Source organism: Oerskovia sp. NPDC060338 (assembly GCF_042726295.1).
Lineage (GTDB): Bacteria > Actinomycetota > Actinomycetes > Actinomycetales > Cellulomonadaceae > Oerskovia > Oerskovia merdavium.
In genome coordinates this window covers 169,051-183,514 of sequence record NZ_JBHXCQ010000006.1, presented here as the reverse complement: position 1 = coordinate 183,514, position 14,464 = coordinate 169,051, and the positions used below count along the sequence as shown (strand labels likewise).

Below are 14,464 nucleotides of genomic sequence, written 5' to 3'. Positions count from 1 at the left end.
GAGACGCCCGGGCCCCCGCTGCGCGCCGTCGACTTCGCGCGTCACTTCCCCGCCTCCCGGCCCGTCAGGGCCAGCGGCAGGGGCTGCCACGACAACGGTCCGGATCCTCGTTCGCCAGGGTCCGGCGTCGCCCGGCGGTGTGACGCCAGGGGTGCACGGCCAATCCCGGCCCGCACCGACAACCGAAAGCACCGACCGGACGCCGCGCGCCCGGTCGGACGAACGAGCGTGAGCAGCGGGAGGATCCCGCGTCACGCCTGAAAGGACGTGCCATGGCCGTCGTGACCATGCGCCAGCTCCTCGACAGCGGAGTCCACTTCGGACACCAGACCCGCCGCTGGAACCCGAAGATGAAGCGATTCATCTTCACGGAGCGCAACGGCATCTACATCGTCGACCTGCAGCAGTCGCTGTCCTACATCGACCGCGCGTACGAGTTCGTCAAGGAGACCGTCGCCCACGGTGGCACGATCCTCTTCGTCGGCACCAAGAAGCAGGCGCAGGAGCCCGTCGCCGAGCAGGCCGCTCGCGTGGGCATGCCCTACGTGAACCACCGCTGGCTCGGTGGGATGCTCACCAACTTCACCACGGTGCACAAGCGTCTGCAGCGCATGAAGGAGCTCGAGGAGATCGACTTCGACGACGTCGCAGCCTCGGGTCTCACCAAGAAGGAGCTCCTCGTCCTGCGTCGCGAGAAGGACAAGCTGACCCGCACCCTGGGTGGCATCCGCGACATGGCGAAGGTCCCCTCCGCCGTGTGGATCGTCGACACCAACAAGGAGCACCTGGCCGTCGACGAGGCGCGCAAGCTGCGCATCCCGATCGTCGCGATCCTGGACACCAACTGCGACCCCGACGTCGTCGACTACAAGATCCCGGGCAACGACGACGCGATCCGCGCCGTCACGCTGCTCACCCGCGTGATCGCCGACGCCGCCGCCGAGGGCCTGCTCCAGCGCCACTCGGGCCGCACGGGCGCCGAGGCCGGCACGGCCACCGAGGCAGAGCCCCTCGCCGAGTGGGAGCGCGAGCTCCTCGCCGGTTCCGAGGCCGAGGCCGCTGTCGAGACCGCAGCCGCTGCTGAGGTCGTCGCCGAGGTCGCCGTCGAGGCTGCCGCCGAGGCCGAGGTCGTCGCCGAGGCTGCTGCCGAGGTCGCTGAGGTCGCCGTCGAGGCCGCCGCTGAGGCCGAGGTCGTCGCCGAGGCCGAGGTCATCGCCGAAGAGGCCGACGAGTCCAAGTGACGACGTGGTGCGCGCCCCTCGTCCGAGGGGCGCGCACCCGCCGCACCGCCCGCTCCACGTTCTCCCCGGGGAGCCCCGGGACCCCAGACAGGTAAGGACTGCACCATGGCGAACTACACCGCAGCCGACATCAAGGCACTGCGCGAGCGCACCGGCGCCGGCATGCTCGACGTCAAGAAGGCCCTCGACGAGGCCGACGGCGACTCCGAGAAGGCGCTCGAGATCATCCGCGTCAAGGGTCTGAAGGGCGTCGCCAAGCGCGAGGGCCGTTCGACCTCCGAGGGCCTCGTGGCCGTCGACATCTCCGAGACCGAGGGTGGCCAGGTCGCCACGCTCATCGAGCTCAACTCCGAGACGGACTTCGTCGCGAAGAACGAGAACTTCCTCAACCTCGCGGCTCGCGTGCTCAAGGCCGTCGCCGACTCGGGTGCTGCCGACACGGACGCGGCACTCGCCGCTGACGCCGACGGCGAGTCCGTCCAGCTCGTGATCGACAACACCGCCGCGTCGCTCGGCGAGAAGGTCGTCCTGCGCCGTGCCACGCGCATCGCCGGAGAGCGCGTCACCGCGTACCTGCACCGCACCGCCAAGGACCTGCCGCCGTCGATCGGCGTCGTCGTCGCGACGGACGCTGCCGGCGAGGCCGTCGCCAAGGACATCGCACAGCACATCGCTGCGCTGTCCCCGACGTACCTGACGCGCGAGGACGTCCCCGAGGACGTCGTCGCCAACGAGCGTCGTATCGCCGAGGAGACCTCGCGCAACGAGGGCAAGCCCGAGGCCGCGCTGCCGAAGATCATCGAGGGCCGCCTGAACGGCTTCTTCAAGGACGTCGTCCTCGTCGACCAGCCCCTCGCGAAGGACCCCAAGAAGACCGTCGGCCAGGTTCTCGCCGAGGTCGGTGGCACGGTCACCGAGTTCGTGCGGTACCGCGTCGGCGCCTGACGCACTCCACCGGTGGCCCGGTCCGCGCACTGCGCGGACCGGGCTACCGCGCACCGGGACCCGGCCAGGTCCCGGCGCACCACGCAACACCCCGGGGACTCTGCGCAGCACCGTCCTCGGAACGTCCTGGGGCAGACCTCGGGAGCTCGGAACGACGAAGAACAGGTGGCGCTGCACATGGGCGACAACATCGAGACCACGAACCCGGCACGACGAGTTCTGCTGAAGCTCTCCGGTGAGACCTTCGGCGGCGGACAGATCGGCCTGGCGCCGGACGTCGTCCAGCGCGTCGCGGGCGAGATCGCCGAGGCCGTGCGCCAGGGCGTGCAGGTCGCGATCGTCGTGGGGGGCGGCAACTTCTTCCGCGGGGCCGAGCTCTCGCAGCGCGGCCTGGACCGTGCGCGTGCCGACTACATGGGCATGCTGGGCACGGTCATGAACTGCCTCGCGCTCCAGGACTTCCTCGAGCAGGCCGGCGTGGACACGCGCGTGCAGACCGCCATCACGATGGGGCAGGTCGCCGAGCCGTACATCCCGCTGCGCGCCATCCGCCACATGGAGAAGGGGCGCGTCGTCATCTTCGGCGCGGGCGCGGGCATGCCCTACTTCTCGACCGACACGGTCTCGGTCCAGCGGGCCCTCGAGACCCACTGCCAGGAAGTCCTCATGGGCAAGAACGGGGTCGACGGCGTCTACAGCGCGGACCCGCGGACCAACCCGGACGCGGTCAAGCTCGACCACCTCACCTACACCGACGCGCTCGTGGGCGACCTCGCGGTCATGGACGCCACGGCCCTGAGCCTGTGCCGCGACAACGACGTGACCATGCGCGTCTTCGGCATGGGAGACCCGGGCAACGTGACCCGCGCGCTCCTGGGGGACAATATCGGGACGCTGGTCACCACGAGCTGACCGGACGACCGACGCACGACCCGGGGCGCGCTGCGTCCCGGTGCGCCCCCACGGCGCACAGGACGGCAAGCCCTGCAACGCACGACGAAGGAGCACTGGTGATCGACGAGACCCTCCTCGAGGCCGAAGAGAAGATGGACAAGGCGATCGAGGTCGCCAAGGAGGACTTCGCCAACATCCGCACGGGACGTGCGAGTGGCGCGATGTTCAACAAGATCACGGTCGAGTACTACGGGGCCCCCACGCCCCTCCAGCAGCTCGCCTCGTTCAACACGCCCGAGGCGCGCACGATCGTCATCTCGCCCTTCGACAAGACCGCTCTGTCGGCGATCGAGAAGGCTATCCGCGACTCGGACCTGGGCGTCAACCCGTCGAACGACGGGAACATCATCCGCGTCGTGCTCCCCGTCCTCACGGAGGAGCGTCGCCGCGACTACGTGAAGCTGGCCAAGGGCAAGGCCGAGGACGCCCGCGTCTCGGTACGCAACATCCGTCGCCGTGCCAAGGAGCAGCTCGACCGCATCGTGAAGGACGGCGACGCGGGCGAGGACGAGGGTACGCGTGCGGAGAAGGAGCTCGAAGCTCTCACCAAGAGCCACGTCGACACGATCGACGCGCTGCTCGCCGGCAAGGAGAGCGAGCTCCTCGAGGTCTGATGCAGAACGCCGAACGCACCGATGACACGTGATGCTGTCGCGTCCGAGCCCCGGCGTACGCCGAAGGCCGGGCGCGACCTGCCGAAGGCGATCGCCGTCGGCGTCGGGCTCCTCCTCGTCGTGGGGGCCTCGCTGGGGTTCCGTCCGGAGCCGTTCGTCCTGCTGGCGATCGCAGCGGTGGGTGCAGCCCTCTGGGAGCTGAAGCAGGCCTTCCTGCGTCGCGACATCCACCTGCCGCTCCTGCCGCTCCTGGTCGGCGCGGCGGGGATCCTGATCTCGTCGTACTACGCCGGCCCCGAGGCCCTCATGGTCTCGTTCGTGCTGACCGTGGCGGGCGTCGTGGTCTGGCGGGTGATCGACGGCTCGGGCACGGCGGCTGTGCGGGACGCCGCGGCCGGCACCTTCGCGACCGCGTACCTGCCGTTCATGGCGGGGTTCGTGATGATGATGCTGGCGAACCCGGAGAACGGACGGATCCAGGTCCTGCTGTTCATCCTGCTGGCGGTCGCGAACGACGTCGGCGGGTACGTGGCAGGCGTGCTGTTCGGCCGGCACCCGCTGGCACGCTCGATCAGTCCCAAGAAGAGCTGGGAGGGGCTGGCGGGCTCGTTCGTGCTCGCGACCGCGGTCGGCGTCGTGGGAGCGGTCTACGGCCTCGGTGCGAGCCCCGTGATCGGCGTCGCGCTGGGTGTCATGGTGCCGCTCACGGCCACCGTGGGGGACCTGGCCGAGTCGATGATCAAGCGCGACCTAGAATTGAAGGACATGGGGTCCCTCCTGCCGGGGCACGGAGGTGTCCTCGACCGCCTGGACTCCATGCTCCTGACTGCCCCGTTCGTGTTCCTGCTGCTGTCCGTCTCGCTCTGAGACGGTCCCCGCGAGGGGAGGCAGGGCCCGATCGCCCGCGTGCGTGCCGGTCCGCGTGAGAACGCACCGGCACGCTCGCACGCTCGCACGCTCGCCCCGGTCCGCACCGGAGCGTGGTTGCTCTGACCTGTTCCACCCGTTCCAACCTCTGGATCCACCATGTCTGTTCGCCCGTCCGTCGAATCGAAGCCGCTGCCGCTCGTCATGTCGGCACCCCGCCGCGGGAAGCCCCCGCGTCACTTCGCCGACCTCTCTGCCGAGGAACGGACGGCGGCCGTCGTGGAGCTGGGCGAGAAGCCCTTCCGCGCGAAGCAGCTCGCGACGCACTACTACGCGCACTACACGAGTGCTGCGGAGGACATGACGGACCTGCCCAAGGCCTCGCGCGACCTGCTGGTCGAGAACCTGTTCCCGCAGCTGCTCACCCCGGCGCGCGTGATGCAGGCGGACGGCGGGACGACCGTCAAGACGCTCTGGAAGCTCTTCGACGCGGCGAAGGTCGAGTCGGTCCTCATGCGGTACCCGAACCGGTCGACGCTGTGCGTCTCGAGCCAGGCCGGCTGCGGCATGGCGTGCCCGTTCTGCGCGACGGGCCAGCTCGGCCTGACGCGCAACCTGTCGACCGCGGAGATCGTCGAGCAGGTGCGCTCGGCCGCGAAGTCGCTCGCCGACGGTGACATCCCCGGCGGCCCGGCCCGGCTGAACAACCTGGTCTTCATGGGCATGGGCGAGCCCATGGCCAACTACAAGGCCGTCATGGGCACCATCCGTCAGCTCATCGCCCCGGCCCCCGAGGGCCTGGGCATGTCGGCGCGCAACATCACCGTCTCGACCGTGGGCCTGGTCCCGGCGATGAACAAGCTGTCGGCCGAGGGCATCCCGGTCACGCTCGCGCTCTCGCTCCACGCCCCGGACGACGACCTGCGCAGCGAGCTCGTCCCGATCAACACCCGGTGGTCGGTCGACGAGACGCTGGACGCTGCCCGCAACTACTTCGAGGTCACGGGCCGGCGCGTCAGCATCGAGTACGCGCTCATCAAGGACATGAACGACCACGCCTGGCGCGCGGACCTGCTGGGCGAGAAGCTCACGGCCCGCGGTTCGGGCTGGGTGCACGTCAACCCCATCCCGCTCAACCCGACGCCGGGGTCGATCTGGACCGCGAGCGAGCGCGACGTGGAGGACGAGTTCGTCGCTCGCTTGCGCGGGCACGGGATTCCGACCACTATTCGTGACACACGCGGCAGTGACATCGATGGTGCGTGCGGACAGCTGGCAGCCGAGGAGGAAGAGTGAGTGCGTTGTTCAGCACCGTCTCGAAGGTGCGCAACGGGTACGACCCCGAAGAGGTGGACGAGTTCTTCGACCACGCACGTCAGGTCTACGAGGGCAAGAAGCCCGAGCGCCTGACGAGCACGGACATCCAGGTCTCGATGTTCGACCTGGTCCGTGGCGGGTACGACACCCACGAGGTCGACGCGGCCCTCGACCGCCTGGAGGGCGCGTTCATCGCCCGCCAGCGCGCCGAGTACGTCGCGGTCAACGGGCAGCAGGCCTGGATGAACGCGCTGGCCGAGCGGGCGCGCAGCCTGTACGGCCGCCTGGGACGTCCGGACGGCGAGCGTTTCGCTCCGGCGGGCCGTGGCGAGTCGGGCTACGACATGGACGACGTCGACGACCTGTGCGACCGCCTGGTGGCGTACTTCGACCGCCAGGAGCCCATCACGGCCGCCGAGATCCGCAGCGCGACGTTCGCTCGTCGTCGCGGCAAGGACGGCTATGCCGAGGGACCCGTGGACGCGTTCTTCGCCCGGGCCATCGAGGTGCTGCTCGGCGTCGAGTGACGCCCGCGTGAGGCCCGCCCGACGCCGTCGCGCGCCTCGGGCCGTCCCCGCACCTGGGAGGATGTCCCCATGAGTCTGCGCAGCGTGACCCTCCTCGGGTCGACCGGATCCATCGGCACCCAGGCGATCGACGTGATCTCCCGTCACCCCGACCGCTTCCGCGTGGACGCGATCTCGGCCGGAGGTGCGAACGCCGAGCTGCTCGCGCAGCAGGCGATGGCACTCGGCGTGCAGCGCGTGGGTGTCGCCGACCCTGCGCGAGCCGCCGAGGTCGAGGCCGCCCTGGCGGCCCGGGCTCAGCGTGCGGGGGATCGGCCCGTCGACGTGCTGGTCGGCCCGGACGCCGCGACCGAGCTCGCGGGGGCGGGGTCGGACGTCGTGCTCAACGGCATCACGGGGTCGGTGGGGCTCGGTCCCACGCTCGCTGCTCTGGGTGCGGGCTCGACGCTCGCGCTGGCCAACAAGGAGTCCCTCGTCGTGGGTGGAGTCCTCGTCCAGGACGCGAGGCAGCGTCCCGACCAGATCGTCCCCGTCGACTCGGAGCACTCGGCGATCGCGCAGGCCCTGCGCTCGGGGCGCCGTGAGGAGGTCCGTCGGCTCGTGCTGACGGCGTCCGGGGGACCGTTCCGCGGGTGGGCCCGCGACGACGTCAAGGCCGTCTCACCGCAGCAGGCGCTCGCGCACCCGACGTGGGCCATGGGCCCGGTCGTGACGATCAACTCCGCGACGCTCATGAACAAGGGACTCGAGCTCATCGAGGCCCACCTGCTGTTCGACGTGCCGACCGACGAGATCGCGGTCGTCGTGCACCCGCAGTCGGTCGTCCACTCGATGGTCGAGTTCGTGGACGGCTCGACCATCGCGCAGGCCTCGCCCCCGGACATGCGGCTTCCTATCGCCCTCGGGCTGAGCTGGCCGGATCGCCTGGGGGAGGTGGCCGCCGGGTGCGACTGGACGGCTGCGACGGCCTGGACGTTCGAGCCGCTCGACGAGGCGCTCTTCCCGGCCGTGGGGCTCGCCCGCGAGGCGGCGTCGGCCTCCGCGACGCACCCTGCGGTGTACAACGCAGCGAACGAGGAGTGCGTCGCGGCGTTCCTGGAGGGCCGCATCGGGTTCCTGGACATCGTCGCGACGGTCGAGCGCGTCCTCGGGGAGCACCAGGGAACCTCGCGAGCGGCGGTCTCGTTGGACGACGTGACGGCGGCGGAGACGTGGGCCCGTGCCCGGGCTCACGAGATCCTGGCGCAGCGCTGAGGTGCTCACGCGGAAGGCGTCTCAGGGAGCACGGTCGGTCTCAGGCATCGTCCAGCGATCGGCGGTAGGTTCGCCCCGTCCGGTCCGTGGTGGTCCGTCCAGGCCCTCCGACCGTCTCGCACTCGTCCTGGAGTCCTCCCGGACCCCACAGCCTCCCCGAACGGAGATCTCATGACCGCGGTGATCGCGATCCTCGTCGTGCTGGTCGGCATCCTGGTGTCGATCGCGCTGCACGAGGTCGGGCACATGGTCCCGGCCAAGAAGTTCGGCGTGCGCGTGAGCCACTACTTCGTGGGGTTCGGCCCCACGCTGTGGTCTCGCACCAAGGGTGAGACGGAGTACGGGGTCAAGGCGATCCCGTTGGGCGGCTACGTGCGGCTCGTGGGGATGTACCCCCCGGCCCCGGCGGGCAAGAAGCAGTCGGACGGGTTCTTCGGGCGCATGGTCCAGGACGCTCGAGAGATGAGTGCCGAGGAGATCCTCCCCGGCCAGGAGCCGCGCGCGTTCTACAACCTCTCGGTGCCCAAGAAGATCGTCGTGATGTTCGGCGGGCCCTTCATGAACCTCGTGATCGCGTTCGTGCTCATGACGATCGTGCTGGTCGGCATCGGTCTGCCGCAGGCGACCACGACGGTCGGGCTCGTGCCGCAGTGCGTCACGCCCGCCTCGGCCCCCGCGGACTACGAGTGCACGGCCGAGGACCCGCTCACGCCGGCGGCCGAGGCGGGCCTCGAGCCGGGCGACACGATCGTCTCGTTCGACGGTGAGCCCGTCACGTCGTGGGACTCGCTCGTCGGCAAGATCACGGGCGCTGCGGGGGAGACCGTGCCCGTGGTGGTCGAGCGCGACGGCGAGCGCACCACGCTCGAGATCACCCCGGCGGAGGTCGAGCGACCGGTCGTGGGCGACGACGGCCAGTACGTGCGCGACGACGCGGGCGAGCTCGTGCTCCGCCCCACGGGGTACGTCGGGGTGGCGCCGACCCAGGAGCGCGTCTCCGAGCCGTTGTCGGCGGTCCCGGAGGCCATCTGGCAGCAGGTGAGCGGCACGGCCGCGATCATCGTCTCGCTGCCCGCACGGCTCGTCGACATCGGTCAGGCAGCGTTCGGCGACGAGGCACGCGACCCCAGCTCGCCCGTCGGCCCGGTCGGGGTCACGATCGTGGCGGCCGACCTCCTGGACGCGGGCGAGGGGGACCTCGTCGGGCAGGTCGCGACCATGCTGAGCCTGCTGGCCTCGCTCAACATCGCACTGTTCGCCTTCAACCTCATCCCGCTGCCGCCGCTCGACGGCGGGCACATCGCGGGCGCCCTCTACGAGGGGGCCAAGCGCCAGGTCGCCAGGGTCCGCGGGCTGCCGCGCCCGCCGCACGCCGACGTGGCCAGGCTCGTGCCGCTGGGGCTGGCCATGTGGGTCGTCCTGCTCGGCATGGGTCTGCTGCTGATCTACGCGGACATCGTCAACCCGGTCCGGATCACCTGACCGGCGGCACGGTGAAGATCTCGCGAAGAGTCGCGTGCGGAGCGGGGCGGGGTGGGCTGTTGGGCGCGGTACGGGTGCTGGGCGGGGGATACTAGGTCCGTGAGCGTACCCATCAGCCTTGGCATGCCAGCAGCACCCCCGCCGGTCCTCGCGCCGCGCCGCAAGACGCGCAAGATCAAGGTCGGCAAGGTCGACGTCGGCGGCGACGCCCCTGTGAGCGTCCAGTCGATGACCACGACGCCGACGACGGACATCAACGCGACCCTCCAGCAGATCGCCGAGCTGACCGCGTCCGGCTGCGACATCGTGCGTGTCGCGGTGCCCAGCCAGGACGACGCGCTCGCGCTGCCCGCGATCGCGAAGAAGTCCCAGATCCCCGTGATCGCGGACATCCACTTCCAGCCCAAGTACGTGTTCGCGGCGATCGACGCGGGCTGTGCTGCGGTGCGTGTGAACCCGGGCAACATCCGCAAGTTCGACGACCAGGTCAAGGAGATCGCTCGCGCGGCCTCGGACGCGGGCACCTCGATCCGTATCGGCGTGAACGCCGGGTCGCTCGACCCGCGGCTGCTCGCGAAGTACGGCAAGGCGACCCCGGAGGCCCTCGTCGAGTCGGCCGTCTGGGAGGCGTCGCTGTTCGAGGAGCACGGCTTCCACGACTTCAAGATCTCGGTCAAGCACAACGACCCGGTCGTCATGGTGCGGGCCTACGAGCTGCTCTCCGAGCGCGGTGACTGGCCCCTGCACCTCGGCGTGACCGAGGCGGGCCCGGCGTTCCAGGGCACCATCAAGTCGGCGACGGCCTTCGGCGCGCTGCTGAGCAAGGGCATCGGCGACACGATCCGTGTCTCGCTGTCTGCGCCGCCGGTCGAGGAGGTCAAGGTCGGCATCCAGATCCTGCAGTCGCTCAACCTGCGCCCCCGCAAGCTGGAGATCGTCTCGTGCCCGTCGTGCGGTCGGGCCCAGGTGGACGTCTACACGCTCGCCGAGAAGGTCACCGCGGGACTCGAGGGCATGGAGGTCCCGCTGCGCGTCGCGGTCATGGGCTGCGTCGTGAACGGCCCGGGCGAGGCTCGCGAGGCGGACCTCGGTGTCGCGTCGGGCAACGGCAAGGGCCAGATCTTCGTCAAGGGCGAGGTCGTCAAGACGGTGCCGGAGTCGATGATCGTCGAGACGCTCATCGAGGAAGCGATGCGGATCGCCGAGACCATGACGCCGGAGAACGACGCTCAGGCCGGTCCGCCGGTCGTCACCGTCGGCTGAGCCCGCGGCGATGGCGCGCTGGCACCCCCCGGGGCCGTGGTCCCGGCCGGAGGCCGCTCGGGTCCTGACGGACGCGGACGTCCCGGCCGCGCTCGCGGTGTGCGCCCTGGACCCGGTCGGCTCGGTCCTGGCCGCCTCGCGGATCGTGGAGGCGACGCGGCTGTCGCACAGCGGCGGACAGGTGTGGGGCTTCCCCGCGCAGGGGCCGCTGCTCGCGATCTGCTGGGCGGGGGCCAACCTGGTGCCCGTCGTCCCCGTGGGCGGCGCCGAGCACGCGGAGGCGCTCGACGCGTTCGCGGCCCTGGCACGCCGGTTCGGTCGTCGTGCCTCGTCGATCGTGGGCGAGCGCGCGGCCGCGCTCGGGCTGTGGGACCGGCTGGCGCAGTACTGGCCCGCGGCCCGCGACGTGCGCGACGACCAGCCCTCGCTCATGATCGACCGCGCACCCCAGGTCGAGCCGGACCCCCTGGTCCGTCGGTCGGTGCCCGCGGAGCTCCCGCTCGTCCTGCCCGCGTGCGTGCGCATGTTCGTCGAGGAGGTCGGGTACTCCCCGGTCGCCGCGGGCGGCAACGCGTACGCCGAGCGCGTGCGCGGGCTCATCACCTCGGGGCGCTCGTTCGTGCGGCTCGCGGGCGGGGTGCCCGCGCCGTCGCTGCCGAACGGGGACAGGGACCCGCTCGCCGCGGTCGCCCTGCCCGAGCGCACCGTGGCCTTCAAGGCCGAGCTCGGAGCGGTCACGTCCGCGGTCGCGCAGGTCCAGGGCGTGTGGGTCGATCCTCAGCTCCGCGGGCGTCGCCTGTCGGAGTCGGGCATGGCCGCGGTCGTGGAGATCACGCGGCGGGAGATCGCGCCGGTCGTCTCGCTCTACGTCAACGCGTACAACGAGCGGGCGCTCGCGACGTACCGCCGCGTGGGGTTCGAGCAGGTCGGGACGTTCGCGACCGTCCTCTTCTGAGGGCCGCCGCGGGCCGCTAGCGCAGGAGCCTCGACATGCGCCGGTCGGCGAGCACCTGCCCGCCGGTCTGGCACGTCGCACAGTACTGCAGGCTGCGGTCGGCGAACGAGACCTCGCGGACGACGTCCCCGCACACCGGGCAGGCCTCGCCCGTGCGCCCGTGGACGCGCATCCCGCGCCGCTTGGCGTCCTTGAGGTCGGCGGCCGGCCTGCCCGACGACGTCGCGACGGCCTCGGAGAGCACGTCCCGGATCGCGGTGTGCAGGTGGGCCACGTCGTCGGCCTCGAGGCTGCGGGTCAGGCGGAACGGGCTCGTCCTGGCGGCGTGCAGGATCTCGTCGGAGTAGGCGTTGCCGATCCCGGCGATGAGCCGCTGGTCGCGGAGCAACCCCTTGAGCTGCTGGTTGCGTGCCGCGAGCAGGCGAGCGAGCTCGGCGCGCGTGAAGTCGGGCCCGAGGGGCTCGACGCCCAGGGTCGCGATCGCGGGCACCTCGGCGGGGTCGTGGACCAGGTGGACCGCGAGCCGCTTGCGCGTGCCCGCCTCGGTCAGGTCGAACCCCGAGCCGTCGTCGAAGCGGATCCGCAGCGCGAGGACCGCCCGCACCCCACCCCGGCTCGAGGTCGGGCGCACGGGCGTGGTCGGCGCGTCCTCCGACCAGCGCAACCAGCCCGCCCGGGCGAGGTGGAAGACCAGGTGGAGCTCGCCGTCGGGCGCTGTGCCCGTGGCGCCCGCGCCGCCCCCGACCGTCCCGCCTGCCCCGGCGCCCGCGGTCGCTGGACGCACCGCGAGGTCGAGCCACTTGCCGTGCCGCGACGCACCCGTGACCGTGCCTCCGACCAGTGCCGACAGGGGAGGCGAGAACGTCTTGAGGGCCACGATCGAGGCGAGGTCGGCCGCGACGACGACGTGACCGGTCGCGCGCTCGTCGAGGAACCGGACGAGCGCCTCGACCTCGGGCAGCTCGGGCACGCCTCCATGGTGCCCGCTCCCGCGCGGACTCGCACCGCCGGAGGCTCGCGGGCGGGACGTGGTGCCCGGGGGCACCTGGGGCCGCTGCGGGGCGCCGTACCGCGCGACGGTAGGATCGGGCCCATGTCTTCAGCCTCCAGCCGGGTGGTCGGTCCCCCCGTCAAGCCCCTCAAGATGACCTCCCTGTTCCTGCGGACGCTGCGCGAGGACCCGGTCGACGCCGAGGTCGCGAGCCACATGCTCCTCGTGCGCGCCGGCTATATCCGTCGTGCCGCTCCTGGCATCTACACCTGGCTCCCGCTGGGCCTGCGCGTGCTCGCCAAGGTCGAGGCGATCGTCCGCGAGGAGATGGAGGACGCGGGCGGCCAGGAAGTGCACTTCCCGGCGCTGCTGCCGCGCGAGCCCTACGAGGCCACGGGCCGGTGGGAGGAGTACGGGGCCAACCTGTTCCGCCTCACGGACCGCAAGGACGGCGACTACCTGCTCGCTCCCACGCACGAGGAGATGTTCACGCTCCTCGTCAAGGACATGTACTCGTCCTACAAGGAGCTGCCGCTCACGCTGTTCCAGATCCAGACGAAGTACCGCGACGAGGCGCGTCCGCGTGCGGGCCTCATCCGTGGCCGCGAGTTCATCATGAAGGACGCGTACTCGTTCGACGTGACCGAGGAGGGGCTCGAGGCCTCGTACCAGATCCAGCGCGCCGCCTACCAGCGGATCTTCACGCGCCTGGGTCTCGAGTACGTGATCGTGGCCGCGACGTCCGGGGCCATGGGCGGCTCGCGCAGCGAGGAGTTCCTCAACCCGACCGCGATCGGTGAGGACACGTTCGTGCGCTCGCCCGGAGGCTACGCGGCCAACGTCGAGGCCGTCGTCACGCCCGTTCCGGAGGCACTGCCCTACGACGACGCGCCCGCCGCGCACGTTGAGGACACCCCCGACACCCCGACGATCGACTCGCTCGTCGCGCTCGCCAACGCGCGCTTCCCGCGCCCCGACCGCGAGTGGACCGCAGCCGACACGCTCAAGAACGTCGTGCTCGCGCTCACGCACCCCGACGGGCGTCGCGAGGTGCTCGTCGTGGGCCTGCCCGGCGACCGCGAGGTCGACCTCAAGCGCCTCGAGGCGTCGGTCGAGCCCGCCGAGGTCGAGCCCGCGGGCGACGCCGACTTCGCCGCGCACCCCGAGCTCGTCAAGGGCTACATCGGCCCCGAGGTGCTCGGCCCGCAGGGCCCCCAGGTGACCGTGCCCGCCGAGGGCAAGACCCCCGCGTCGTCCCACTCGGCCGTGCGGTACCTCCTGGACCCGCGCATCGTCGAGGGCACCCGCTGGATCACGGGCGCCAACGAGCACGGCAAGCACGTGTTCGACCTGGTCGCGGGCCGCGACTTCACGGCGGACGGCACGATCGAGGCCGCCGAGGTCCGTGCGGGCGACCTCGCCCCCGACGGCTCGGGCCCGCTCGAGCTCGCGCGCGGCATCGAGATCGGCCACATCTTCGCGCTGGGACGCAAGTACGCGCAGGCCCTGGGCCTGACGGTCCTCGACGAGAACGGCAAGCAGGTCGTCGTGACCATGGGCTCGTACGGGATCGGCGTGACGCGTGCGCTCGCCGCCCTGGCGGAGGCCAACCACGACGAGGCCGGCCTCGCGTGGCCCGCGCACGTGGCCCCCATGCACGTCCAGGTGGTCGCCACGGGCAAGGGCCAGGAGGTCTTCGAGGCCGCCGCGTCGCTCACGGCCGAGCTCTCGGCCCGCGGCGTCGAGGTCCTGTACGACGACCGCCCCAAGGTAGGGCCCGGCGTGAAGTTCAAGGACGCCGAGCTCCTGGGTGCCCCGCTCGTCGTCGTCGTGGGCCGCGGTCTCGCGGACGGCGTCGTCGAGGTGCGCCCGCGCCAGGGCGGCGAGCCCGTACAGGTACCCGTCGCCGAGGTCGCCGACCTCGTGACCGAGAAGGTCGCCGAGCTGCTGGCCTGACCTCGTCGCTCACGCCGCAGCACCTCGGCGGCGTGAGCGACGGACGACCCACGGGCCGGGTCCCGGAGCGATGCTCCAGGACCCGGCCCGTCCGTCGT

Annotated in this window: 13 protein-coding genes; 12 read left to right on the top strand and 1 reads right to left on the bottom strand. The window is 71.3% G+C overall.

What is annotated here, in order from left to right; genetic code table 11:
• The first annotated feature begins 272 nt into the window (after window positions 1–272).
• The 11 genes from rpsB (at window position 273) to ACFWGN_RS09520 (ending at window position 11,419) form a co-directional block, all read left to right on the top strand.
• Window positions 273–1,241 (top strand): 30S ribosomal protein S2, encoded by a 969-nt coding sequence (rpsB, locus tag ACFWGN_RS09570; protein WP_191805704.1) that lies wholly within the window; start codon window positions 273–275, stop codon window positions 1,239–1,241.
• Window positions 1,242–1,346: 105 nt separating this feature from the next.
• Window positions 1,347–2,186 (top strand): translation elongation factor Ts, encoded by an 840-nt coding sequence (tsf, locus tag ACFWGN_RS09565; RefSeq protein ID WP_377616647.1) that lies wholly within the window; start codon window positions 1,347–1,349, stop codon window positions 2,184–2,186.
• A gap of 177 nt (window positions 2,187–2,363) precedes the next feature.
• Complete coding sequence (gene pyrH, locus ACFWGN_RS09560; protein ID WP_377616692.1) at window positions 2,364–3,098, top strand: UMP kinase; 735 nt, start codon at window positions 2,364–2,366, stop codon at window positions 3,096–3,098.
• A 98-nt stretch (window positions 3,099–3,196) separates the two neighbouring features.
• Complete coding sequence (frr, locus tag ACFWGN_RS09555) at window positions 3,197–3,754, top strand: ribosome recycling factor (protein ID WP_191805702.1); 558 nt, start codon at window positions 3,197–3,199, stop codon at window positions 3,752–3,754.
• A gap of 21 nt (window positions 3,755–3,775) precedes the next feature.
• Window positions 3,776–4,621: a phosphatidate cytidylyltransferase gene (locus ACFWGN_RS09550; protein ID WP_191805701.1), complete on the top strand. Its 846-nt coding sequence runs from the start codon at window positions 3,776–3,778 to the stop codon at window positions 4,619–4,621.
• Window positions 4,622–4,780: 159 nt separating this feature from the next.
• A complete protein-coding gene (gene rlmN / locus ACFWGN_RS09545) occupies window positions 4,781–5,917 on the top strand; it encodes a 23S rRNA (adenine(2503)-C(2))-methyltransferase RlmN (protein WP_056648690.1) in 1,137 nt (378 codons plus the stop codon).
• Complete coding sequence (locus ACFWGN_RS09540) at window positions 5,914–6,465, top strand: DivIVA domain-containing protein (protein WP_056648692.1); 552 nt, start codon at window positions 5,914–5,916, stop codon at window positions 6,463–6,465. Before rlmN ends, ACFWGN_RS09540 begins: the two co-directional genes overlap by 4 nt.
• A 69-nt stretch (window positions 6,466–6,534) precedes the next feature.
• Window positions 6,535–7,719: a 1-deoxy-D-xylulose-5-phosphate reductoisomerase gene (gene dxr, locus ACFWGN_RS09535; protein WP_191805700.1), complete on the top strand. Its 1,185-nt coding sequence runs from the start codon at window positions 6,535–6,537 to the stop codon at window positions 7,717–7,719.
• Between the two features lie 171 nt (window positions 7,720–7,890).
• Window positions 7,891–9,201, top strand: coding sequence for a M50 family metallopeptidase (locus ACFWGN_RS09530; RefSeq protein ID WP_377616646.1), 1,311 nt, complete (start codon window positions 7,891–7,893; stop codon window positions 9,199–9,201).
• A gap of 123 nt (window positions 9,202–9,324) precedes the next feature.
• A complete protein-coding gene (gene ispG, locus ACFWGN_RS09525; RefSeq protein ID WP_191805698.1) occupies window positions 9,325–10,464 on the top strand; it encodes a flavodoxin-dependent (E)-4-hydroxy-3-methylbut-2-enyl-diphosphate synthase in 1,140 nt (379 codons plus the stop codon).
• Window positions 10,465–10,474: 10 nt separating this feature from the next.
• Window positions 10,475–11,419, top strand: a complete 945-nt coding sequence (locus ACFWGN_RS09520) for a GNAT family N-acetyltransferase (RefSeq protein WP_377616645.1) — start codon at window positions 10,475–10,477, stop codon at window positions 11,417–11,419.
• Between the two features lie 16 nt (window positions 11,420–11,435).
• Here the strand turns inward: ACFWGN_RS09520 and ACFWGN_RS09515 are convergent, their stop codons facing one another.
• Window positions 11,436–12,389, bottom strand: coding sequence for an Fpg/Nei family DNA glycosylase (locus ACFWGN_RS09515; RefSeq protein ID WP_377616644.1), 954 nt, complete (start codon window positions 12,387–12,389; stop codon window positions 11,436–11,438).
• A gap of 123 nt (window positions 12,390–12,512) precedes the next feature.
• Here ACFWGN_RS09515 and ACFWGN_RS09510 point away from each other — a divergent pair, with 123 nt between their 5' ends.
• A complete protein-coding gene (locus tag ACFWGN_RS09510; RefSeq protein WP_377616643.1) occupies window positions 12,513–14,366 on the top strand; it encodes a proline--tRNA ligase in 1,854 nt (617 codons plus the stop codon).
• Window positions 14,367–14,464: the final 98 nt, after the last annotated feature.

Excerpts from the sequence above, each read along its gene's own strand:
- ACFWGN_RS09530 (WP_377616646.1), top strand. The coding sequence starts at position 7,891 with ATGACCGCGGTGATCGCGATCCTCGTCGTGCTGGTCGGCATCCTGGTG.
- ispG (WP_191805698.1), top strand. The coding sequence starts at position 9,325 with ATGCCAGCAGCACCCCCGCCGGTCCTCGCGCCGCGCCGCAAGACGCGC.
- tsf (WP_377616647.1), top strand. The coding sequence starts at position 1,347 with ATGGCGAACTACACCGCAGCCGACATCAAGGCACTGCGCGAGCGCACC.
- rlmN (WP_056648690.1), top strand. The coding sequence starts at position 4,781 with ATGTCTGTTCGCCCGTCCGTCGAATCGAAGCCGCTGCCGCTCGTCATG.
- dxr (WP_191805700.1), top strand. The coding sequence starts at position 6,535 with ATGAGTCTGCGCAGCGTGACCCTCCTCGGGTCGACCGGATCCATCGGC.
- ACFWGN_RS09510 (WP_377616643.1), top strand. The coding sequence starts at position 12,513 with ATGTCTTCAGCCTCCAGCCGGGTGGTCGGTCCCCCCGTCAAGCCCCTC.
- ACFWGN_RS09520 (WP_377616645.1), top strand. The coding sequence starts at position 10,475 with ATGGCGCGCTGGCACCCCCCGGGGCCGTGGTCCCGGCCGGAGGCCGCT.
- ACFWGN_RS09550 (WP_191805701.1), top strand. The coding sequence starts at position 3,776 with ATGACACGTGATGCTGTCGCGTCCGAGCCCCGGCGTACGCCGAAGGCC.
- pyrH (WP_377616692.1), top strand. The coding sequence starts at position 2,364 with ATGGGCGACAACATCGAGACCACGAACCCGGCACGACGAGTTCTGCTG.
- rpsB (WP_191805704.1), top strand. The coding sequence starts at position 273 with ATGGCCGTCGTGACCATGCGCCAGCTCCTCGACAGCGGAGTCCACTTC.